Raw genomic sequence first — 20,211 nt, forward strand, 5'->3', positions numbered from 1 at the left:
CCAAATCCCGCCCCCGCCACACGGCTTGCCAATTGACGGCTGCGACGCCCGCGCCTATGTCGGGCCTGCGCAGAGGGCCGGATGGCCGCGTTCGGCGGGGCAACCCGCCTGCGAGGAAAGTCCGGACTCCACAAGGCAACGGTGCCGGGTAACGCCCGGCCGGGGTAACCCGAGGGAAAGCGCCACAGAGAACAGTCAGCCCCGATCCGTCGGGGTCATGGTGAAACGGTGGGGTAAGAGCCCACCGCTTGCGTGGCGACACGCAAGGCACGGCAAGCCCCACCGGGAGCAATGCCAAATAGGGACCGCGCGTGGCCTTGGCCACAGGGGCGCCTTGCCCCGAGCAGGTCCGGGTTGGCAGCTAGAGGGCGTCCGGCAACGGGCGCTCAAGATGAATGGTCATCGGCGGTGGGCAACCACCGCAACAGAATCCGGCTTACAGGCCCTCTGCGCATGTTCTGCCCTTCGATTTTTCGCGGAAAAACCCGCGCTTTGAGGAATTTTTCAGAAAATGCTGCAATCGGCGGATTTCCCCGTTGATTGCCATTGACTCGGGGGCGCGCATCGGTAAAAGGCAGGCTTCATAAGATTTCACGGGGCGAACTTGGCCTCGTCGTAGGAGAAAAACAATGGCGAAGCCGACGACCATCAAGATCCGTCTGAACTCGACCGCGGGCACGGGCCATTTCTACGTGACCAAGAAGAACGCCCGCACCATGACCGAAAAGATGGTCGTACGTAAGTACGACCCGGTGGTGCGCAAGCATGTCGAGTACAAGGAAGGCAAGATCAAGTAAGATCGCCTATCCGACGAACTGACACAAAGCCGCGCCCCGAGGGACGCGGCTTTCTGTTTTTCAGGGACCCGGACTCTCGCGGCGCGAAACTCGAAAGAAGAGGCGCGCGACATGACCATCGACTACAAAATCCGACTTGCCAGTTCCGGTGACGCCCCTGCGGTGACCCGGCTGTTCCGGCAGTCTTATCCTGACCTGTTGCCGCGCGACTATGATGCCGCCCTGTTGCGGGCGGCGCTGCCGCTGATCACCACGGCGCAGCCTGCGCTGCTGACCAGTGGCACGTATTATGTTGCCGAATCCGATACGGGTGAGATCGTCGGGGCAGGAGGCTGGACCGATATCAGCCCCAGCCGGGGCGTGGCCCGCGCAGGAGAGGGGCACATGCGCCATGTCGCCGTGCATCCCGGCCACCTTCGGCGCGGCATTGCACGTGCGATTCTGGCGCGGGCCGAGACCAGCGCACGAGGCTTCGGGCTTGAACGGCTCAAGTGCCTGAGCACGCTGACGGCAGAACGGTTCTATGCTTCGGTGGGGTTTCAGAGGCTGGGCGTCATCGACCTGACACTTGCGCCGGGGGTGCATTTCCCGGCGGTGCAGATGGAGCGGGTGCTGGCCTGACCGGGATGATGCGCAAAAGAAAAGGGCCGGCGCAGTGCCGGCCCTTCTGTGTGCAGTGTTCTGCGCTTACTCGCGATTGCCAAGGAGTTGCAGCAGGAACATGAACATGTTGATGAAGTCGAGGTAGAGGTTCAGCGCGCCCATGATGGCGGCTTTGCCCAACCACTCGCTGTCACCGTGATGAGCGTGTTGCAGGTAGGTGTTCTTGATGTTCTGCGTGTCATAGGCGGTCAGCCCGGCAAAGATCAGCACACCCAGGATCGAGATGGCGAAGTAGATCGCCGGCGAGCCGAGGAAGATGTTGATGATCGACGCGACCAGAAGGCCAATCACACCCATGATCAGGAACGATCCCCAGCCCGAGATGTCCTTCTTGGTGGTGTACCCCCAAAGCGAAAGGCCCGCGAATGAGATCGAAGTGACCAGGAAGACCTGTGCGATCGAGAAGCCGGTGAAGGCCACGAAGATCCACGACAGGGACAGTCCCATTACTGCGGCAAAGGCATAGAAGAACAGCTGCGCGCCAGCGGCGGACAGGCGGTTGATCGCCGCGCCAAAGGCAAAGACCATGATCAGCGGAGCGAACATGACGATCCAGCCCAGGATGTTGGGTTGCAGCGTGATGGGATCGCGGAATGCGCCAAGCAGGGACGGGCTTGTGCCGACCGCCCAGGCAACCGCAAAGGTCAGCAGCATGCCAACCGACATGGTGCCGTAGACTTTGTTCATATGGGCGCGAAGCCCCTCGTCAATCGCGGCCGCGCGGGTACCCGCAGCAGTCCGGACCGTATCATATTGAGCCATTGAAGCCTCCGATATTGAACCCATTGGGGCCGCAGGGCTGATCCCCGCGGCCTTTGGTGTAAATATCGGTGAGCTTTGCGGCGATTTCAAGGATTTCAGAGTCGAAATCGCCGCGGTAGGGCGGCAATTCGCGCCCGCCGTCGAAGCCGATTATCCGCGCCAGTGGGACGGGACGTCCCAGGCCGCCCGCTGTGCTTCGCGCCGGGCGTCGGCCCGGGTGATGCCCATGTCCTTCAGCGCGGCATCGTCCAGACGGGCCAATTGGCGGCGCTGACGGGCAAGGGCAAACAATGCGCGCAGGCCGATGGCTTTGCGGGTCACGGATTTACGCGAGTGTTCAATGGTGCTGGCGAAGGTCATAGCGGTTGTCCTTTCAAGCGGTCGTTATGCTTTGTCCTGATTTCATCAAATTGCTTGATGTATGTGGCATTCTATGATCAATATTGAAAACGAATGTTTGTGACGTGATACATCACGAGGCTTGATGGAATGCGAAATCTCGATATCACCACGCTCAGAAGCTTTGTCGCCGTTGCGGATCTGGGGGGCGTAACCAAGGCCGCCGGGTTCCTGCACCTGACGCAATCTGCCGTGTCGATGCAGTTGAAACGGCTGGAAGAGCTGATCGGCGTCGATCTTCTGGACCGCTCGGGCCGTGGCGTGGCCCTAACCCCGGCAGGTGAACAGATGCTGGGTTATGCCCGCCGCATGGTGTCACTGAACGACGAGGTGATGCGCCGCCTGACGGATGAGGATTTCGAAGGCGAGGTGTCTCTGGGCGTGCCACATGACATCGTCTATCCCGTCATTCCGCGTGTCTTGCAGCAATTCAATGCCACCTATCCCCGTGTGCGGGTGCAGTTGGTGTCTTCGTTCACGCGTGCGCTCAAGCCGCAGTTTGAGCGGGGAGAGCTTGACCTGATCCTGACCACCGAGGCCGAACATGGCGGCGAAGAGCTTTGCACACTGCCGCTGGCGTGGATCGGCGCGCCGGGCGGGGCGTGCTGGCGGCGGCGGCCCTTGCCCTTTGCGTCCGGCAGACAATGTGTGTTCCGCACCCGCGCGCTGGCGGCACTGGACAAGGCCGGCATCGAGTGGGATGTGGCCGTGGAAACCGAATCCGACCGCACGGTCGAGGCGACGGTCAGCGCCGACCTTGGCATCATGGCGATGCTGGAAGGCACCGAGCCGCCGCACCTTGAGGTCATTGACCACGGGGGCGCGTTGCCGGACCTGGGGGTGCAGCACATCAACCTTTACGGCGGCAACGCGGCCAAGGGCGAGGTGATCTCGCACCTGGCCGACCTGTTGCGCCGGGGCTTCAAGTCCCCGGTTGCGCGGGCGGATGCCCCGCTACCGCGCCGGGTGGTCGCGCTTTAGGTTCCGGGATCAGTCGATCCGCACCACGACCTTGCCAGTGGATTTCCGGCTTCTGAGCAGTTCCATCGCCTGCGCAGTTTCCTCAAGTGGCAGGACGTGGCTGACATGCGGGCGCAGCTTGCCCTCGGTGTACCAGCCAAAAAGCGTGGTCAGGCTGTCGGTAATCACCTTGGGTTTGAAGCCCATGTAGCCCCCCCAATAAAGCCCCATCACCGTCAGGTTCTTGACCAGCAGGTGGTTGGCAGGGATTTGTGGAATGTCGCCGCTGGCGAAGCCGATGGGCAACAGCCGCGCCTCGGGGTTGCAGGCGCGGAAGGCGGCCTTGAACTGATCACCACCCACCGGGTCATAGACCACGTCGGCACCGCCAAGTGCCTTCACCTCGGCGCGTATGTCGGCATCGGTGGCGTCGATCAGGTGGTCGGCTCCGGCGCCTTTGGCGACGGCCAGCTTGTCGGCGCCACGCGCGCAGGCGATGACTTCGGCGCCCATCAGCTTGCCGATTTCAACCGCCGTCAGGCCAACCCCGCCTGCCGCGCCGAGGACTAGCAACCGTTCCCCCGGCTGCATTCGGGCGCGATAGTCCAGCGCGACGTGGCTGGTCCCATAGGCGACCATGAAGGCGGCAGCGTCCTCGAAGCTCATCCCGTCGGGCAAAGGGACAGCCCGGCGCGCGTCATAGACGGCAAATTCAGCCAATCCGCCGCTGCCGCCAAATACCGCGACGCGGGTGCCGATGGCCGGTCCCGCCGTGTCGGGACCAAGCGCGTCGACCACTCCGGCGACTTCCAGCCCACCGACAAACGGCAGGGGCGGCGTGTCCTGATATGTACCCTTCTGCATCAGAAGATCGGCAAAGTTCAGCGCACATGCATATATTCGAATCCGAATCTCCCCCTTGCCCGGATCGGGCACGGGAATGTCCGCCAAACTGGGCGGGGCATCGTGCGAAGTGGTCAAAAAAGCGCGCATCCGGTAACTCCTGTTTGATCGCCCCGAGGTATACACGGGCACCTCGAAAGGTCAAAAAAACCGTTCAATCAGAGGCTTTAGCGTGCTTTACCCAAGGTAAGATGCAATCAATGATTGTATTGCTCGCGATATGGTTAACCGATTGCTTGTGCAAAATTCTTGATCGACCCGTGTGACGTGTTATGCTTCCTGACATCGCTGTAGGGATGCGCGGCGACATTAATGCAAGGGGAGGCGCGCCAGCAGTGGGAGTTGGCGCGTTAAGCCGGCGGAAGCCGGGCGCAAAAAAATACATTAAGGAGTCGGATAATGACGCACCCAGTCGATGTTCATGTAGGCAAGCGCATTCGTCAGCGTCGCTGGCTGACCGGCATGACCCAGCAGCAGCTGGCGCAACAGGTCGGGATCAAGTTCCAGCAAATTCAGAAGTACGAAACCGGTGCAAACCGGGTCAGCGCGTCCCGGCTTTGGGATATTGCCGACGCACTTGATGTGCCGGTCAGCTTCTTCTTCGAAGGGCTTGAGAAGGACGATGCAGGCGAAACCACCGCCGTGCCCGCCGATCTGATGGGGGACAAGGAAGCCCTTGATCTGGTGCGGTCTTACTACTCGATCCCAGAGAACCAGCGCCGTCGCCTGTTCGAGCTTGCACGGGTCCTTTCGGACGTCGCTTGAGTTCCTGATCCACCTGCAGTAGCGCTGGTAAAACGGCGATCGTGCAGGAGCAGCCAATGGATCAATCTGAGAAAGACGATATTCGCGACGTGGCATCCGAACTGGCGGATGTCGCGCGCGAAGCGATTCTGCCTTTCTTTCGCAGGACGGACCTGGTTGCCGACAACAAGCTGGACGGCGGATTCGATCCGGTCACGGCTGCGGACCGGGCCTCGGAAGCGGCGATGCGGGCCATTCTTGCCAAGCGCCGCCCCGACGACGCGATCATGGGGGAAGAGTTCGATGACAAGCCCGGCACCACCGGCCTGACATGGGTTCTGGACCCGATCGACGGCACGCGCGGGTTCATCAGTGGCACGCCGACATGGGGGGTGCTGATCTCGGTCATGAACCAGGATGGGCCGATTCATGGGGTGATTGATCAACCCTACATAGGCGAACGGTTCTCTGGCGGTCTGGGTGTGGCCGAGGTCACGGGGCCGATAGGGACCGCGGCGTTGCGGGTCTCATCGGTCAAGGCGCTGAATCAAGCCACCGTTTTTACGACTTTCCCCGAGGTCGGCACCACCAACGAAGGGCAGGGGTTTGCCAATGTCGCGCGGCATTGCAAGCTGACACGCTATGGCATGGATTGTTATGCCTATGCGCTTCTGGCTGCGGGGCAAATCGACATGGTGATCGAGGCTGGGTTGCATGCCTATGACGTGCAGGCCCCGATTGCCGTGATCGAGGCGGCCGGTGGCATCGTGACCGGCTGGAAGGGTGAGAAAATCCACATGGGCGGCCGTGTCCTGGCTGCGGCGACGCCGGAATTGCACGCGGCTGCCCTGAAAATCCTTTCGGAAATACCAGATTGAACCTGTCCGGGCCCGTCCGTTAACCTGGGCCCATCAGCCCCCGAGTCCTTTGCCCGCTTTCTGTCGGGGGCTTTCACACTTCGGTTTCCGAAACGGGCCAGACGAAGTGTGAAAGGACAAACATGCGCGAAACTCTGATCAAGAACGCCCGCACCATTCTGACGATGGATGATGCGCGCAATGAACTTGTGTCTGCCGATATCCTGGTCCGCGACGGGGAGATTGCCGCCGTGGGGCAGGGGCTTTCCACGACCGGCGAGACCGTCAATGCAGCCAATTGCGTGGTGACGCCGGGATTGGTGAACACCCATCACCACCTCTATCAGACCCTGACCCGCGCGGTGCCGGGCGGACAGGATGCGCTGCTGTTTGGCTGGCTCAAGACGCTTTATCCGATCTGGTCCCGGTTCGGCCCGGAAGAGATGTTCATTTCCGCTCAGGTCGGGCTGGCGGAACTGGCGTTGTCGGGCTGCACGCTGACGTCGGACCACCTTTATCTTTATCCCAACGGGTCGCGGCTGGATGACACAATCGACGCGGCACGCGAGATTGGCATGCGGTTCCATCCGACCCGTGGCGCGATGAGCATCGGCGAAAGCGATGGCGGGCTGCCGCCGGATTCGCTGGTCGAGCGCGAGGCGGATATTCTGAACGATGCCATCCGTCTGGTCGATACCCATCACGACCCGAGTGACGGGGCAATGGTGCGGGTTGGGATCGCGCCCTGTTCGCCGTTCTCGGTCAGTCGCGAGTTGATGCGGGATGCCGCGATCCTTGCCCGCGACAAGGGGGTAATGCTGCACACCCATCTGGCTGAGAATGACGAAGATATCGCCTACAGCCTTGAGACCTTCGGCTGCCGTCCCGGTCAATATGCCGAGGATCTGGGCTGGACCGGCGACGATGTCTGGCATGCCCATTGCGTCAAGCTGGACGGACAGGAGATCGACCTGTTTGCCCGGTCCAAGACCGGCGTGGCGCATTGCCCCTGTTCGAATTGTCGTCTGGGGTCGGGGATCGCGCCGGTGCGGGCGATGCGGGATGCGGGCGTTCCGGTTGGTCTTGGTGTTGATGGCTCGGCCAGCAATGACGCGGGCAATCTGGTGCTGGAGGCGCGGCAGGCGATGCTGTTGCAGCGGGTGGCGCAAGGTGCGGACGCCATGAGCGCGCGCGAGGCACTGGAGATTGCAACGCGGGGCGGGGCCGAAGTGCTGGGCCGATCCGATTGCGGTCAGATCGCAGTGGGCAAGCGCGCCGATATCGCCATCTGGGACGTCGGCGGCATTGAAAGCGCCGGAAGCTGGGATCCGGCGGCCCTGTTGCTGGCGGGGCCAACCCGTGTGCGTGACCTGTTTGTGGAAGGACGGCAGGTGGTGCGCGACGGCCATGTCACCACGATCGACCTGCCGCGTGTGATCGAGCGTCAGAATGCGCTGGCGACAAAACTGGCGGGCTAAAAAGCGAAAGGCGTCGGAAAACCGACGCCTTTTCGTTTCCTCTTGGAGCGGGCGAGGCGATTCGAACGCCCGACCCTAACCTTGGCAAGGTTATGCTCTACCCCTGAGCTACGCCCGCGCACCAAGTGGTCTTTTTCTCAATGGAGCGGGCGAGGCGATTCGAACGCCCGACCCTAACCTTGGCAAGGTTATGCTCTACCCCTGAGCTACGCCCGCATCATTGAGTGAGGCGTGAGATATAAAGACTCGGCCCCGCCTGCAAGAGGAAAATTCACCCAGTCCGGCCAAAGAGCCAAAAAAATCGCGCCGCAGGCGCGATGCCTGCGGCGCGAGTATTTGGGCAAGAAAGAAGCGGGCGGGTCAGTCGAACTCGACCAGCAGGTCCTTGGCGTCGATCTGGCCGCCGGCCTGCACGTGGACCGCTTTGACGGTGGCGTCGCGTTCGGCGTGGATGCCGGTTTCCATTTTCATCGCTTCGATGGTCAGCAGAAGGTCGCCTTCTTTCACCTCTTGTCCGGCTGCGACCGCGATCGAGGCGACGACGCCGGGCATCGGGGCACCGACGTGGTTCGGGTTGCCTTCTTCGACCTTGGGACGTGCAACGGTGGTGGATTTCACCATCCGGTTCGGCACGCGGATGGTGCGCGGCTGGCCGTTCAGTTCGAAGAAGACTTTGACCTCGCCGTTTTCATCCGTCTCGCCGATGGCCTGCAGGCGGATTTCGAGCGTTTTGCCGGGGTCGATCTCGGCCTCGATCTCTTCGCCCGGTTCCATGCCGTAGAAGAAGGTGCGCGTGGGCAGGGTGCGGACCGGACCATAGGTGCGGTGGCGGCCCATGTAGTCGAGGAAGACCTTGGGATACATCAGGTAGCCGTTCAGGTCCTCGTCATCGACGGCAAAGCCTTCAAGCTGGTCCGACACTTCTTTGCGGATGGCTTCCAGGTCAACCGGGGGCAGGTGTTTTCCGGGGCGTTCGGTATTGGGTTTCTCGCCTTTCAGCACCTTTTTGACGATGCCCGAGGGGAAGCCGCCCGGAGGTTGGCCGAGATTGCCGCGCATCATGTCGATCACGCTGTCGGGGAAAGCGACATCGGTCTTGGGGTCCTCGACCTGGGCGCGGGTCAGGCCCTGGCTGACCATCATCAGCGCCATGTCCCCCACCACTTTCGACGAGGGCGTGACCTTGACGATATCGCCGAACATCATGTTCACATCCGCATAGGCCTGCGCCACTTCGTGCCAGCGTTCTTCAAGACCAAGGCTGCGGGCCTGTGCCTTGAGATTGGTGAACTGGCCGCCGGGCATTTCGTGCAGGTAGACTTCGGACGCCGGGGCCTGAAGCCCGGATTCGAAGGCGGCGTATTGGCCGCGCACGGCCTCCCAGTAGTTCGAGATCTCGCGCACGGCGCCAATGTCCAGATCGCTTTCGCGGTCGGTAAAGCGCAGGGCTTCCAGGATCGAGCCCATGGTCGGCTGCGAGGTATTGCCCGAGAAGGCATCCATCGCGGCATCGACGCAATCGACACCTGCGCGGGCAGCAGCCAGCACGGTTGCGATGGCGGCGCCCGACGTGTCGTGTGTGTGGAAGTGGATCGGGATATCGACCGCATCTTTCAGCGCGGGGAACAGGGCTTCGGCAGCCGGGACCTTCATCAGCCCGGCCATGTCCTTGATCCCCAGCACATGTGCGCCGGCGGCTTCCAGCTCTTTGGCCATGTTGACGTAATAGGCGATGTCGTACTTGGCGCGGCCGGAATCCAGCGCATCGCCGGTGTAACAGATCGTGCCTTCGCAGATCTTGCCGTTTTCCTGCACCGCATCCATCGCGACGCGCATGTTTTCAACCCAGTTGAGCGAGTCGAAGACGCGGAACACGTCGACGCCGGTCACGGCGGCCTGACGGACAAATTCCTGCACCACGTTGTCGGGATAGTTGGTGTAACCCACCCCGTTCGAGGCGCGCAGCAGCATCTGGGTCAGGATGTTGGGCATATGCGCGCGGATGTCGCGCAGCCGTTGCCACGGGCATTCCTGCAGGAAGCGATAGGCCACGTCGAAGGTCGCGCCGCCCCAGCATTCGACCGAGAACAGCTGCGGGAGGTTGGCGGCATAGGCCGGTGCCACCTTGATCATGTCGATAGACCGCATCCGGGTCGCCAGAAGCGACTGGTGCCCGTCGCGCATCGTGGTGTCGGTGAACAGAAGCTGGTTCTGCGCCTTCATCCAGTCGGCAACTGCCTTGGGGCCCTGTTCATCCAGCAGGTTGCGGGTGCCTTTGGCTGGGGTGTCGGCGCGTTTTGCCGGGCAGCGCGCTGGTTTCAGGTCGGCGTGGGGTTTCGGGCGGTTCTGGACCTCGGGGTGGCCGTTCACGGTGATGTCGGCGATATAGGTCAGGACCTTGGTGCCGCGGTCGCGGCGCTTCTTGAACTGAAACAGTTCCGGCGTCTCGTCGATGAACTTCGTCGTATACTGGTTCGTGAGGAAGGTCGGGTGTTTCAGCAGGTTCTCGACAAAGGCGATGTTGGTCGAGACACCGCGGATACGGAATTCGCGCAAGGCCCGGTCCATCCGCGCGATGGCCTTTTCCGGCGTCGGCGCCCATGCGGTGACCTTGGTCAGGAGCGAGTCATAGTAGCGCGTGATCACCCCGCCTGCATAAGCCGTACCGCCATCCAGACGGATGCCCATGCCGGTGGCCGAGCGATAGGCGGTGATGCGGCCATAGTCGGGGATGAAGTTGTTTTGCGGGTCTTCGGTGGTGACGCGGGTCTGCAGCGCGTGACCGTTCAGACGGATGTCATATTGCGACGCCTTGCCGGTGGCCTCGGCCAGTGACTTGCCTTCGGCGATCAGGATCTGCGCCTGCACGATGTCGATGCCGGTGACTTCCTCGGTGACGGTATGTTCGACCTGCACGCGGGGGTTCACCTCGATGAAGTAGAATTTGCCGGTCTCCATATCCATCAGGAACTCGACCGTGCCGGCACATTCGTAATTCACATGGGCACAGATCTTGCGGCCCAGTTCGCAGATTTCCTCGCGTTGGGCTTCGGAAAGATAGGGGGCAGGGGCGCGTTCGACGACTTTCTGGTTGCGGCGCTGGACCGAGCAGTCGCGTTCGTAGAGGTGATAGATATTGCCCATCTTGTCGCCGAGGATCTGGACCTCGACGTGGCGGGCGCGGGTGATCATCTTTTCCAGATAGCCTTCGCCGTTACCAAAGGCGGCTTCGGCCTCGCGGCGGCCTTCGAGGACTTTCTCCTCGACTTCCTTTTCGCTGAAGATCGGGCGCATCCCGCGTCCGCCGCCGCCCCAGGACGCCTTCAACATCAGCGGATAACCGATCTCGGCCGCTTCGGCGCGGATTGCATCCATGTCGTCGCCAAGGACTTCGGTGGCCGGGATGACCGGGACACCGGCGGCGATGGCGACCTTTCGGGCCGATGCCTTGTCCCCTAGCGCGCGCATGGTTTCCGCCTTGGGGCCGATGAAAGTGATACCATTGGCGGCGCAAGCATCTACGAAATCCGGGTTTTCCGACAAAAGCCCATAGCCGGGATGGATCGCATCCGCGCCGCACTCCTTGGCGACGCGAATGATCTCGTCAATCGAGAGATAGGCGGCGACCGGCCCCATGCCTTCGCCAATGCGATAGGCTTCGTCTGCCTTGAAGCGGTGCAGCGACAGCTTGTCCTCTTCGGCATAGACCGCGACGGTCTTCTTGCCCATCTCGTTGGCGGCGCGCATCACGCGGATGGCGATTTCACCCCGGTTGGCAATCAGGATCTTCTGGAAGTCGGTCATGGGCAGTTTCCCCCCTTTGCAGGTCTGTCCGCTGAAAAGTTGGCGAATTGCTAAATTACGCTGCGTCGCGGCGCAATACCCACCACCACGGAGTCTGACATATTTCCGAAACATTCCGTTCCTGAGGGGTTCTTGTGTCGATTTGACGCCAATCCGCGTCTGACATTGCGCCTGTCCGTGGCTCATGCGACAAGATCACCGTCGATGTTTTGGAAGGCCAAGCCATGATTTTCCGCCGAACCCTGATTGCCGCTCTTGCCGGTTTTTTCGTGACGCCGACGCTGGGCTTTGCGTCCGAGGACGTTCTGAGCGCGACCCGCGCCAATGTCATGATAGAGGCGGGCGAACTGATCCTGATCGACATCCGCAGGCCGGATGAATGGGAGGCCACGGGTGTGGCCAAGGGGGCATGGCCGTTGGATATGCGTCAGCAGGCGTTCGGCGGCTGGCTGATCGAGACCATCGCCCGCAACCCGGACCGCCGCATTGCGATCATTTGCCGGACGGGGAACCGGTCGGGTCAGTTGCAGACGATCCTGAAGAAGAACAATATCAACGACGTTCTGGACGTGTCCGAAGGCATGGTTGGCGGGCCAAACGGCAAGGGCTGGATCGCCAGCGGATTGCCGGTGGTCAGCGCGGCCGAGGCCATCGACGCCATGCCGAAGAACCTGACCGCCGATTAACGCCGCAGGGCCGAGGGTGCGTCCTTGAGGCGATGCAGGCCCAGTTGCCCCATGTTGGCCTCAAGGTCTTTCCTGAGGATATCCGCCAGATGCGCGGGCCCGGCGTCGCCAAGTGCGGCCAGCGCAACATGGAAACCGCGCCCCATCATTACGAAATCCGCCCCAAGTGCGAAGGCGCGTAGAATGTCGAGGCCGGTCTCGATGCCACTGTCCAGGATCAGCGGCAGGTCGGTTTCGGCGCGGATTGCAGGCAGGGCGTCGATGGTGGCCGCGGCCCCGTCGAATTGCCGCCCGGCGTGGTTCGAGATCCAGATCGCGTCGACCCCGGCCTTTTCCAGGGGTGCGGCATCGCGGGCGCGCATGACGCCCTTGACCAGAAACGGCCCGTCCCAATGGTCACGTAGCCAATGCAGATAGTCCCAGTCGGGCGAGGTCCGCAGCATGTACCCGGCATGGGCGGTGGAACTGAGGCCCGTCAGGTTGCCGGCGTAACTGTCGATCAGCTTCATCCGGGGCATGCCCATCCGCGCCATGCCCAAGGCCCAGGCAGGCCGCATCGCCACCTGCGCCAGCAGGCGTGGTGTCAGTTTCGGCGGCGTCGTCAACCCCGAACGCACCTGCCTTTCGCGGCGGCTGGCGACGGGCACATCGACGGTCAGGATCAATGTCCTGAACCCGGCCTTCTTCGCACGTTCCAGCATGTCCTTGCGGATGTCGGGGTCACGCGGAGGATACATCTGGAACCAGCCATGCGGGCCCAGATCGGGCGCGACCTCTTCCGGGGTGCGGCTGGCCACGGTCGAGATGGCATAAGGGATGCCAAGTTCTTTCGCGGCGCGGGCCAGCCTGCGTTCGGCATCCGGCCAGACAAGTCCCGACATGCCCAGCGGGGCCATGCCGATGGGCAGCGGAAAGTCGTGACCCAGAAAGGACGTCGTCAGGTCTGGCGTGATCTCGCCATGCAGGATTGAAGGGTCGAACAGGATCTGATCCAGCGCCGCGCGGTTGCGGTGCTTGGTCATCTCGTCACCCGTGGCACTGTCGAGGAATTCCCACACGAAACGCGGCATGCGCCGCCGCGCCTTTTCGCGCAGGTCGGACAGGGCAGGGTATCGGGCGTGCAGATCCATATGCCCATTGGGGCGGAGGGGCCGGAAATGTCCAGCCCATTCCTGTTTTCAGTTCAAACGACCACCCTCGCGCGGCTGGTTACGGCGCAGGCGGTCGGCGCGGCTACGGGCGCGGTGTTTTTCACGGTCCAGTAGTGCCGGGGCATCCAGACCCGCCAGCGCCTCGTTGCTGTCGCGCGCCAGTTCGTCATCGGCAATCAGCGACAGGTAGCGACCGGCGCAGACCCGCAGGAACGAGGTGAAATTGCCAAGGTCGTGACCCGCGTCAATCGCTTCGAAATAAAGCCGCGTGATCAGCTGGTTCGTCGTCATGGCATCCCGGATCGCGATCTCGTCCAGCACGTCCCAGAAGAAGTTTTCCATGCGGATCGAGGTCGCAACCCCGTCAATGCGCAGCGACTTGGTGCGCGGGGTCCAATTCTCGGGATCAGAGCCGATGAATAGCTGGCACATAAGCGGTTCCTTTTGGGGCTTTCCTTGTCAGAGCAGCGCCATGAACTGGCTCAGCCAAGCGGGATGGGCAGGCCAGGCGGGTGCGGTGACCAGATTGCCATCTGTGACCGCCTCTGTCACCTCGATCTCGGCATAGGTGCCGCCTGCAGCCGCGACCTCGGGGGCGCAGGCGGGATAGGCCGAGCAGGTCTTGCCTTGCAGCACACCCGCCGCCGCCAGAAGCTGCGCGCCGTGACAGATCGCGGCGACGGGTTTTCCCGCATCAAAGAAGTGCCGCACCGCTGCCAGAACATCCGCGTTCAGACGCAGGTATTCCGGCGCGCGACCGCCGGGAATGACCAGCGCGTCATAACTCGCGACCTCAAGCCCGTCGAAATCGGCGTTCAGCGCGAAATTGTGGCCGGGCTTCTCGGTATAGGTCTGGTCGCCTTCGAAATCATGGATCGCCGTCTTGACCGTGTCGCCCGCCATCTTGCCGGGGCAGACCGCATCGACCGCATGCCCGCAGGCCAGCAGGGTCTGGAACGGGACCATGGTTTCATAGTCTTCGGTGAAATCCCCGGTGATCATCAGAATCTTGGCCATCTGTCTCCTCCTTCATGTCTGAATGGCATCGCAAGGCTAGGCCGGATCGTGTTGGCGCGGGTGTTAGCGGGTTACGACAAAGACGTGAGGAACATAAGCGGAACGTCCCTTTCCCTTGGGCGCGGACCGCAGTATTGTCGCGTCATGAGCAGTTTTGACGAATCCGACGCCTTCGAGGGTGCCTCGCTTGCCGCCCGCGCCATGGCTGCGCGGTCCACACCCTATCTGGACGAATTGAACCCGGCGCAGCGCGAAGCGGTGGAGCGGCTGGACGGACCTGTGCTGATGCTTGCAGGGGCCGGCACGGGCAAGACCAAGGCGCTGACGGCGCGGATCGTGCATTTGCTGAACACGGGCCGCGCCCAGCCGAACGAAATTCTGGCCGTGACCTTCACCAACAAGGCCGCGCGCGAGATGAAGAACCGCGTCGGTGGCATGCTGGGCCATGCGATCGAGGGGATGCCGTGGCTGGGTACGTTTCACTCGATCTGCGTGAAACTGTTGCGGCGTCATGCGGAACTGGTGGGGCTGAAATCGAACTTCACCATTCTGGATACCGATGACCAGCTGCGCCTGCTCAAGCAGTTGGTGTCTGCGGCCAATATCGACGACAAACGCTGGCCCGCGCGGATGCTGGCGGGGATCATCGACGACTGGAAAAACCGCGCGCTGACACCGGACAAGCTGCCTGCTGCGGATGCCGGCGCTTATAACCACCGGGGCGGCGAGCTTTATGAACAGTATCAGGTGCGATTGAAGGAACTGAACGCGGTCGATTTCGGTGACCTGTTGCTGCATATGGTCACGATCTTCCAGAACCACCCCGACGTGCTGGAACGCTATCAGCGCTGGTTCCGTTACATCCTTGTCGACGAGTATCAGGATACCAACGTCGCCCAATACCTGTGGCTGCGCCTATTGGCGGCGGATCACAAGAACATCTGCTGTGTCGGTGATGACGACCAGTCGATCTATGGCTGGCGCGGGGCAGAGGTGGGCAACATCCTGCGCTTTGAAAAGGATTTCCCGGGCGCGCATGTGGTGCGGCTGGAACAGAATTACCGCTCGACCCCGCATATCCTTGCCGCCGCGTCGAACGTCATCCGGGGCAATGAAAACCGGCTGGGCAAGGAGTTGTGGACCGACGCGCAGGAGGGCGAGAAGGTCCGGCTGATCGGCCATTGGGATGGCGAGGAAGAAGCGCGCTGGATCGGCGAGGAAATCGAGGCGATGCAATCGGGCACCCGTGGCATGCGTTCCTACGTGTTCGGAGAAATAGGAATCCTTGTTCGGACCACCAATCAAATTGAAGCTTTTGCCGATCGGTTTATGTCGATTGGTTTGCCTTATCAAATCGTCGGGCCAAGAGATGACGATAAGGTAGAGCGGCGCGATGCTCATGCCTATTTGAAGGTTGTGGCGAGCAAAGACAATGATCTCGCTTTGGAACGAATCTTGAATACCCCGAGACGTCACCTCGGGGACAAGGCGAGGCAAAACATACAACAATGCGCTCGCGCCCATGGCCTAAGCCTTTTCGAGGGCGCGCGGCTTGCAATCGAGGAAAAGCTGGTCAAAGGAAAGGGAGCGACAAAGCTTTCAAAGCTTATCTCTGACTTAGATCGTTGGGCTCGCCTCGCCAGTCGTCAAGAGGTCTCGCTAAGAGAACTCGCGGAGATGGTTCTTGATGAATCCGGCTACACTGAAATGTGGCAAAACGCCAAGACGCCGGATGCAGCCGGTCGGCTGGAAAATTTGAAATCGCTAATGGAGCGGTTGGAAAAATATGAAACTTTAGTCGAGTACCTAGAATACTTAGAACTTCGTGATGCCAACGATGCTGCGGACTCTGCCCAAAAAGTCAGCATCATGACCCTGCACGCGGCCAAGGGGCTGGAGTTTCCCGTCGTGTTCCTACCGGGCTGGGAGGACGGGCTGTTCCCGTCGCAGCGGTCGATGGATGAAAGCGGGTTGAAGGGATTGGAAGAGGAACGGCGGCTGGCCTATGTCGGCATCACCCGTGCGGAAGAGGTCTGCACGATTTCCTTTGCCGGGAACCGCCGCGTGTTCGGGCAATGGCAGTCGCAACTGCCGTCGCGATTCATTGACGAACTGCCCGAGGATCACGTCGAAGTTCTGACTTCCGGCGGGCTTTACGGCAGCGGGTATGGCAATGTGCAATCAGGCATTGATGCGCAGGTGCAGAAGGCCAACACCTATAACTCGCCCGGCTGGAAGCGGATGCAGGCGCGGGCGGGGGAACGCGGTCTCAGCCAGCCTCGTGAATCGCGTCATACGGTGATCGACCTGGACGCGGTGTCGTCCTTTGCTGTTGGTCAGCGGGTGTTTCACCAGAAGTTCGGATACGGCCAGGTGGTCGACATCGAGGGCGACAAGCTTGAGGTTGATTTCGACAAGGCCGGGGTCAAGAAGGTGGTTGCCAGCTTTGTGACCTCACCCGACGACGTGCCGTTCTAAGCGGCAGGGCGCTCAAATCACGTAACCAAAAAAGAAACGGCGACGCCAGGGAGGAGGAGAGGCGCCGCCGTTCTTGGTCAACAAGGCCCCTAGGGAGGAGGAGAAGAGACCTTGCGTCTTGCCCGGTTCAGGGAGGAGGAGAACCGGTATTTTGTGCGACCTCTTAGGGAGGAGGAGAAAGAGGCCGCAATCGCAGGAGCAAATGGGAGGAAGCCCCTGCGAAATCTGTCTTAGCGGTCGTAAACCGCTTCTTTTGCCACGCGCTTGATCATCGAACGGTGCAGGCCCAGGTCGGCCAGTTCGCGGTCGGTCAAAGCGCGCAGCTCGTCAATGGTTTTGCGGTACTCACGGTGCGCGCGGTATTTTGCGGCCAGCTCATGAGCTTGCGTTTGCAGGGTGGCGATCAGGCCGCCAGCGACTGCTGTGTTGTTGGTTGCAAGTGCCATACTAATCACCTGAACTTTCGTGTTTCGTTTCATCATCGTCGTCTGTTGTGATCAACATATAGGGTCATGCTGCAGCTGCACAATGGACGAAGGAACAATGCTGCTATGCAGCAAGCGAATAGCGACGCTACGTCAACTGTTAGCGAAAACAACTGTGTCACATCAACGTGTTGCACAACATTGAGGCAATTCGCCTCTTGCCCTTGCAAATGCATCTGCCACCTATAGGAAAAGGCGATTCAAGGAGCGAAACATGGCAATTTCCGAAGCGGATATCCGCGCTGCACTGGGGCGCATCAGCCTGTCCGACGGCGGGGACCTGATCTCGCGCGATATGATCCGGGCGCTGGCCGTTGACGGCGGCACCGTGCGATTCGTGATCGAGGCCCCCAGCCCCGAAGTGGCCCAGCGGATGGAGTCGGTGCGTCGCGCAGCCGAGGATGCGGTGGGCAAGCTGCCCGGCGTGACCCGCGTCAGCGCCGCCCTGACCGCCCATGGCCCCGCACCTGCCGCCAAGCCAGCGCCGTCACTGAAGGTCGGCGGACATCCCAAGCCGCAGCAGGGTCCGATGAAGGTCGCCGGGGTGAAACGGATCATCGCTGTCGGCTCGGGCAAAGGCGGGGTTGGCAAGTCGACCGTGTCGTCGAACCTTGCCGTGGCCCTGGCCCGGAAGGGGCGCAAGGTCGGGCTGCTGGATGCCGATATCTATGGCCCCAGCCAGCCGCGCATGATGGGTATCAACAAACGTCCCGCGTCGCCGGACGGAGAGACCATCATCCCCCTGCATTCGCACGGTGTCACCTTGATGTCGATCGGCTTTATGCTGGAAGAGGATAAGGCCGTGGTCTGGCGCGGACCGATGCTGATGGGGGCCTTGCAGCAGATGCTGGGGCAGGTGCAATGGGGCGAACTTGACGTTCTGATCGTCGACCTGCCGCCCGGCACCGGGGATGTGCAACTGACCCTGTGCCAGAAAACCGAACTGACCGGGGCGATCCTTGTTTCGACGCCGCAGGACGTGGCGCTGCTGGACGCGCGCAAGGCGTTGGACATGTTCAAGACGCTCAAGACCCCGGTGTTGGGCCTGATCGAGAATATGTCGACCTTTGTCTGCCCCGATTGCGGCCACGAGGCCCATATTTTCGGGCATGGTGGTGTGGCCGCCGAGGCCAAGAAGCTGGGCGTGCCGCTTCTGGGTGCTTTGCCGATTGATCTGGACACGCGGCTGGCGGGCGACGGCGGTACACCCATTGCCGCCGGTGATGGACCGATGGCAGAGGCCTTTGGCCGTATTGCCGAGGGACTGATCCGCGGCGGGATTGCCTGAGCGGGTAAAGCCTGTTCCAAGACGCTACACCCCCCTTTTTTCGACACGATCCCGGCGCGGTCTGGAAAAGGTCGAAATGAGGGGGGAAATAATCACCTTTTCTTTCCTTTTCCGTGCCCAACTTGCGGCGCATTGATGGGGCAAGCCTTGTTCCGTCGGAAGAGTTGAGTGAATTCAGATGCCAGTTGAAACCATCTATGCGTTGGGCGAGTCCCAGATGACCATCTCCCGGGGCGGACAGCTTTCGGGGATCACGCAGGGCAATGGGTCTCATCTGGTGGGGCGGTCGATCACGCTGAACGCCAACGCCTGGGAAGCGATTGAGATCAATGACACCGAGGCCAGTTTCGACGACAGCGACAACAGCCAATCGCTGAATGGAAGCCAGAGTTTCGACGGTACGACCTATTCCGGCGGCGTTCGGGTCGAGGCAGAATATAGCCTTACCCTGGAAGACCCGGACGGCAATCAATACACGGTTGTCGGTTTTAACATCAACGAAGGCGGCGGCGCCTCTTATGCCACGGTCGAAGGCCTGGCTTTTGTGGGAGGCTTTCCGCCGATCGGCGTGGAACTGACGGTTGTGTCATCGCAGGAAGGCCCCTCGGTGCCATATGTCGATCTGGCCGCGCCGCCGTGTTTCACCGCAGGGGCGATGATTGAAACCGTGGACGGACCGCGCCCGATTGAAACCTTGCAGGCCGGCGATCTTGTCAAAACGCGGGACCGGGGTCTGCAGCCGTTGAAGCGGTTGTTGCGCACTCATCTGCCGGACGTGGTCCTGAAGCGGCACATGGCCTTCCGTCCGGTTCAGTTTCAGCGGGATGCGCTAGGGCGCGGCGTACCGGCCCGCGATGTGCTTTTGTCCCCGCAACACCGGGTTCTGGTTTCCGGTTGGCGGGCGGAACTGTTCTTTGGCGAGGATGAGGTCCTTGTGCCCGCAACCCGTCTGGTCAATGACAGCACCATTCGCACCACGTTGCCGACAGATGGCATCACCTATTTTCACCTGGTCTTTGAACAGCACGAGATCGTAATGGCCGATGGCATGGAAAGCGAAAGCTATCTGCCGGGCGGCGTTGATGCGGTGGACCGGGAGATGGCGGCGCTGAGCGCTCACAGTTCGGCAGAAGGCGGCGTCACGTCGCGCCCGGTCGCAACCGGTCCCGGCTGCGCATTGCTGCGGGCCGTCAGCGCACGGACCTGAGATAGTCGGTCAATTCGTCGAATAGCTGCTGGCGTTCTTCAGGTGACAGGAAGCGCCCGATCTCAACCGTACGGCCATTGCCGGTCAGGGTGACATAATCCTCGACCGGGCCATCCGTCGGGTGCAGTTCGGCGCGGACCCAATAGACGTTGGCCTGCCATGTCAGCACCGGGCCACGCGCGGGCCGGTGGACAAGGCACAGGTCGTCGCCCTGGCGCGACAGTTCCTCAATCACCTCACCGTCCCGATACGAGCGCTCTAGCCCCCACCACAGGGCTGCGACCGCGATAAGGACAAATGGCAGGATACCCCACAGCAGCACCGTGCCTAGAAGTCCGTAGAGCGGGATCGTGCCCAGTGTGAAGGCCATCAGGATCATCGCCGCAAAGCCACGCCGGGGCAGTGACCGATAGGGCCACAGTGTCAGCACGGTTGGTTGGTCAGGGGTCCAGCGATAGGGCATGTGCTTTGTGCAAGGTCTGGCCGGGATGCCTCCGGCGGGAGTATTTTGGCAAGAAAGAAGGCGGGGTTG

The 20,211-nt window shown here is 61.6% G+C and carries 19 protein-coding genes, 2 tRNA genes and 1 other RNA gene; 11 read left to right on the forward strand and 11 right to left on the reverse strand.

Annotated elements, in window-relative coordinates; all coding sequences use genetic code 11:
* The first annotated feature begins 69 nt into the window (after nucleotides 1-69).
* The 3 genes from rnpB to JQ863_RS17955 all read left to right on the forward strand — a co-directional run bounded on the left by rnpB (nucleotide 70) and on the right by JQ863_RS17955 (nucleotide 1,418).
* Nucleotides 70-455: RNase P RNA component class A (gene rnpB / locus JQ863_RS17945), an RNA gene on the forward strand.
* Nucleotides 456-629: 174 nt separating this feature from the next.
* Complete coding sequence (gene rpmG / locus JQ863_RS17950) at nucleotides 630-797, forward strand: 50S ribosomal protein L33 (RefSeq protein WP_007814563.1); 168 nt, start codon at nucleotides 630-632, stop codon at nucleotides 795-797.
* Between the two features lie 111 nt (nucleotides 798-908).
* Nucleotides 909-1,418, forward strand: coding sequence for a GNAT family N-acetyltransferase (locus JQ863_RS17955; protein ID WP_204115715.1), 510 nt, complete (start codon nucleotides 909-911; stop codon nucleotides 1,416-1,418).
* Between the two features lie 66 nt (nucleotides 1,419-1,484).
* Here JQ863_RS17955 and JQ863_RS17960 read toward each other — a convergent pair whose 3' ends face one another.
* Together JQ863_RS17960 and JQ863_RS17965 are read right to left on the reverse strand one after the other, a co-directional pair.
* Nucleotides 1,485-2,222 carry a Bax inhibitor-1/YccA family protein gene (locus tag JQ863_RS17960; protein WP_204115716.1) on the reverse strand — a complete coding sequence of 246 codons (738 nt, stop codon included), beginning with the start codon at nucleotides 2,220-2,222 and terminating at the stop codon, nucleotides 1,485-1,487.
* A gap of 150 nt (nucleotides 2,223-2,372) precedes the next feature.
* Entirely contained in the window at nucleotides 2,373-2,582 is a 210-nt protein-coding gene (locus JQ863_RS17965) for a DUF1127 domain-containing protein (RefSeq protein WP_204115717.1), read from the reverse strand.
* A gap of 129 nt (nucleotides 2,583-2,711) precedes the next feature.
* Here JQ863_RS17965 and JQ863_RS17970 point away from each other — a divergent pair, with 129 nt between their 5' ends.
* Nucleotides 2,712-3,602, forward strand: coding sequence for a LysR family transcriptional regulator (locus JQ863_RS17970; protein WP_204115718.1), 891 nt, complete (start codon nucleotides 2,712-2,714; stop codon nucleotides 3,600-3,602).
* A 9-nt stretch (nucleotides 3,603-3,611) separates the two neighbouring features.
* On the opposite strand, the gene JQ863_RS17975 is transcribed toward JQ863_RS17970, so the two are convergent.
* Complete coding sequence (locus tag JQ863_RS17975) at nucleotides 3,612-4,574, reverse strand: NADPH:quinone oxidoreductase family protein (RefSeq protein ID WP_204115719.1); 963 nt, start codon at nucleotides 4,572-4,574, stop codon at nucleotides 3,612-3,614.
* Between the two features lie 309 nt (nucleotides 4,575-4,883).
* Here JQ863_RS17975 and JQ863_RS17980 point away from each other — a divergent pair, with 309 nt between their 5' ends.
* The 3 genes from JQ863_RS17980 (at nucleotide 4,884) to JQ863_RS17990 (ending at nucleotide 7,563) form a co-directional block, all read left to right on the forward strand.
* Nucleotides 4,884-5,249 (forward strand): helix-turn-helix domain-containing protein, encoded by a 366-nt coding sequence (locus JQ863_RS17980; RefSeq protein ID WP_204115720.1) that lies wholly within the window; start codon nucleotides 4,884-4,886, stop codon nucleotides 5,247-5,249.
* 56 nt (nucleotides 5,250-5,305) lie between these two features.
* A complete protein-coding gene (gene hisN, locus JQ863_RS17985; RefSeq protein WP_204115721.1) occupies nucleotides 5,306-6,106 on the forward strand; it encodes a histidinol-phosphatase in 801 nt (266 codons plus the stop codon).
* A gap of 122 nt (nucleotides 6,107-6,228) precedes the next feature.
* A complete protein-coding gene (locus JQ863_RS17990; protein WP_204115722.1) occupies nucleotides 6,229-7,563 on the forward strand; it encodes an 8-oxoguanine deaminase in 1,335 nt (444 codons plus the stop codon).
* A gap of 43 nt (nucleotides 7,564-7,606) precedes the next feature.
* Here the strand turns inward: JQ863_RS17990 and JQ863_RS17995 are convergent.
* From JQ863_RS17995 to pyc, 3 genes are all read right to left on the reverse strand, one after another.
* Nucleotides 7,607-7,681: transfer RNA gene (locus tag JQ863_RS17995), tRNA-Gly, on the reverse strand.
* Nucleotides 7,682-7,704: 23 nt separating this feature from the next.
* Nucleotides 7,705-7,779 (reverse strand) — tRNA-Gly (locus tag JQ863_RS18000).
* 144 nt (nucleotides 7,780-7,923) lie between these two features.
* Nucleotides 7,924-11,367 carry a pyruvate carboxylase gene (gene pyc, locus JQ863_RS18005; RefSeq protein ID WP_204115723.1) on the reverse strand — a complete coding sequence of 1,148 codons (3,444 nt, stop codon included), beginning with the start codon at nucleotides 11,365-11,367 and terminating at the stop codon, nucleotides 7,924-7,926.
* Nucleotides 11,368-11,591: 224 nt separating this feature from the next.
* Between pyc and JQ863_RS18010 the strand changes: the two genes are divergently transcribed.
* Nucleotides 11,592-12,053 (forward strand): rhodanese-like domain-containing protein, encoded by a 462-nt coding sequence (locus tag JQ863_RS18010; protein WP_204115724.1) that lies wholly within the window; start codon nucleotides 11,592-11,594, stop codon nucleotides 12,051-12,053.
* Here the strand turns inward: JQ863_RS18010 and JQ863_RS18015 are convergent.
* The 3 genes from JQ863_RS18015 to JQ863_RS18025 are packed head-to-tail and all read right to left on the reverse strand — an operon-like array spanning nucleotide 12,050 to nucleotide 14,221.
* Nucleotides 12,050-13,183 carry an alpha-hydroxy acid oxidase gene (locus JQ863_RS18015; RefSeq protein ID WP_204115725.1) on the reverse strand — a complete coding sequence of 378 codons (1,134 nt, stop codon included), beginning with the start codon at nucleotides 13,181-13,183 and terminating at the stop codon, nucleotides 12,050-12,052. The two genes, JQ863_RS18010 and JQ863_RS18015, sit on opposite strands and share 4 nt — an antisense overlap.
* 48 nt (nucleotides 13,184-13,231) lie before the next feature.
* The gene (locus tag JQ863_RS18020) at nucleotides 13,232-13,636 is read right to left on the reverse strand and encodes a ribbon-helix-helix domain-containing protein (protein WP_204115726.1); all 405 of its coding nucleotides are present in this window, start codon (nucleotides 13,634-13,636) and stop codon (nucleotides 13,232-13,234) included.
* 27 nt (nucleotides 13,637-13,663) lie between these two features.
* Nucleotides 13,664-14,221: a DJ-1/PfpI family protein gene (locus tag JQ863_RS18025; RefSeq protein WP_204115727.1), complete on the reverse strand. Its 558-nt coding sequence runs from the start codon at nucleotides 14,219-14,221 to the stop codon at nucleotides 13,664-13,666.
* Between the two features lie 144 nt (nucleotides 14,222-14,365).
* On the opposite strand from JQ863_RS18025, the gene JQ863_RS18030 reads away from it, so the two are divergent.
* Nucleotides 14,366-16,699 (forward strand): ATP-dependent helicase, encoded by a 2,334-nt coding sequence (locus tag JQ863_RS18030; RefSeq protein ID WP_204115728.1) that lies wholly within the window; start codon nucleotides 14,366-14,368, stop codon nucleotides 16,697-16,699.
* A gap of 230 nt (nucleotides 16,700-16,929) precedes the next feature.
* On the opposite strand, the gene JQ863_RS18035 is transcribed toward JQ863_RS18030, so the two are convergent.
* Nucleotides 16,930-17,145 carry a DUF1127 domain-containing protein gene (locus tag JQ863_RS18035; protein ID WP_204115729.1) on the reverse strand — a complete coding sequence of 72 codons (216 nt, stop codon included), beginning with the start codon at nucleotides 17,143-17,145 and terminating at the stop codon, nucleotides 16,930-16,932.
* A 253-nt stretch (nucleotides 17,146-17,398) separates the two neighbouring features.
* On the opposite strand from JQ863_RS18035, the gene JQ863_RS18040 reads away from it, so the two are divergent.
* Entirely contained in the window at nucleotides 17,399-18,472 is a 1,074-nt protein-coding gene (locus tag JQ863_RS18040) for an Mrp/NBP35 family ATP-binding protein (RefSeq protein WP_204115730.1), read from the forward strand.
* Between the two features lie 217 nt (nucleotides 18,473-18,689).
* Nucleotides 18,690-19,679, forward strand: coding sequence for a Hint domain-containing protein (locus JQ863_RS18045; RefSeq protein WP_204115731.1), 990 nt, complete (start codon nucleotides 18,690-18,692; stop codon nucleotides 19,677-19,679).
* Here the strand turns inward: JQ863_RS18045 and JQ863_RS18050 are convergent.
* On the reverse strand, nucleotides 19,663-20,142 hold the full coding sequence (locus JQ863_RS18050) for a DUF2244 domain-containing protein (RefSeq protein ID WP_204115732.1): 480 nt from the start codon (nucleotides 20,140-20,142) through the stop codon (nucleotides 19,663-19,665). The genes JQ863_RS18045 and JQ863_RS18050 overlap by 17 nt on opposite strands.
* Between the last annotated feature and the right edge of the window lie 69 nt (nucleotides 20,143-20,211).

The sequence above is a fragment of the Shimia biformata genome (assembly GCF_016888515.1).
Taxonomy (GTDB): Bacteria; Pseudomonadota; Alphaproteobacteria; order Rhodobacterales; family Rhodobacteraceae; genus Shimia_A; species Shimia_A biformata.

What these genes read in the sequence shown, in the direction of transcription:
- rpmG (WP_007814563.1), top strand. Translation starts at nt 630, where the DNA reads ATGGCGAAGCCGACGACCATCAAGATCCGTCTGAACTCGACCGCGGGC.
- JQ863_RS18010 (WP_204115724.1), top strand. Translation starts at nt 11,592, where the DNA reads ATGATTTTCCGCCGAACCCTGATTGCCGCTCTTGCCGGTTTTTTCGTG.
- JQ863_RS18020 (WP_204115726.1), bottom strand. Translation starts at nt 13,636, where the DNA reads ATGTGCCAGCTATTCATCGGCTCTGATCCCGAGAATTGGACCCCGCGC.
- JQ863_RS18045 (WP_204115731.1), top strand. Translation starts at nt 18,690, where the DNA reads ATGACCATCTCCCGGGGCGGACAGCTTTCGGGGATCACGCAGGGCAAT.
- JQ863_RS17960 (WP_204115716.1), bottom strand. Translation starts at nt 2,222, where the DNA reads ATGGCTCAATATGATACGGTCCGGACTGCTGCGGGTACCCGCGCGGCC.
- JQ863_RS17955 (WP_204115715.1), top strand. Translation starts at nt 909, where the DNA reads ATGACCATCGACTACAAAATCCGACTTGCCAGTTCCGGTGACGCCCCT.
- JQ863_RS18015 (WP_204115725.1), bottom strand. Translation starts at nt 13,183, where the DNA reads ATGGATCTGCACGCCCGATACCCTGCCCTGTCCGACCTGCGCGAAAAG.
- hisN (WP_204115721.1), top strand. Translation starts at nt 5,306, where the DNA reads ATGGATCAATCTGAGAAAGACGATATTCGCGACGTGGCATCCGAACTG.
- JQ863_RS17970 (WP_204115718.1), top strand. Translation starts at nt 2,712, where the DNA reads ATGCGAAATCTCGATATCACCACGCTCAGAAGCTTTGTCGCCGTTGCG.
- JQ863_RS17975 (WP_204115719.1), bottom strand. Translation starts at nt 4,574, where the DNA reads ATGCGCGCTTTTTTGACCACTTCGCACGATGCCCCGCCCAGTTTGGCG.
- JQ863_RS18035 (WP_204115729.1), bottom strand. Translation starts at nt 17,145, where the DNA reads ATGGCACTTGCAACCAACAACACAGCAGTCGCTGGCGGCCTGATCGCC.
- JQ863_RS17980 (WP_204115720.1), top strand. Translation starts at nt 4,884, where the DNA reads ATGACGCACCCAGTCGATGTTCATGTAGGCAAGCGCATTCGTCAGCGT.
- JQ863_RS18050 (WP_204115732.1), bottom strand. Translation starts at nt 20,142, where the DNA reads ATGCCCTATCGCTGGACCCCTGACCAACCAACCGTGCTGACACTGTGG.
- JQ863_RS18040 (WP_204115730.1), top strand. Translation starts at nt 17,399, where the DNA reads ATGGCAATTTCCGAAGCGGATATCCGCGCTGCACTGGGGCGCATCAGC.
- JQ863_RS17965 (WP_204115717.1), bottom strand. Translation starts at nt 2,582, where the DNA reads ATGACCTTCGCCAGCACCATTGAACACTCGCGTAAATCCGTGACCCGC.
- JQ863_RS18025 (WP_204115727.1), bottom strand. Translation starts at nt 14,221, where the DNA reads ATGGCCAAGATTCTGATGATCACCGGGGATTTCACCGAAGACTATGAA.
- JQ863_RS17990 (WP_204115722.1), top strand. Translation starts at nt 6,229, where the DNA reads ATGCGCGAAACTCTGATCAAGAACGCCCGCACCATTCTGACGATGGAT.
- pyc (WP_204115723.1), bottom strand. Translation starts at nt 11,367, where the DNA reads ATGACCGACTTCCAGAAGATCCTGATTGCCAACCGGGGTGAAATCGCC.
- JQ863_RS18030 (WP_204115728.1), top strand. Translation starts at nt 14,366, where the DNA reads ATGAGCAGTTTTGACGAATCCGACGCCTTCGAGGGTGCCTCGCTTGCC.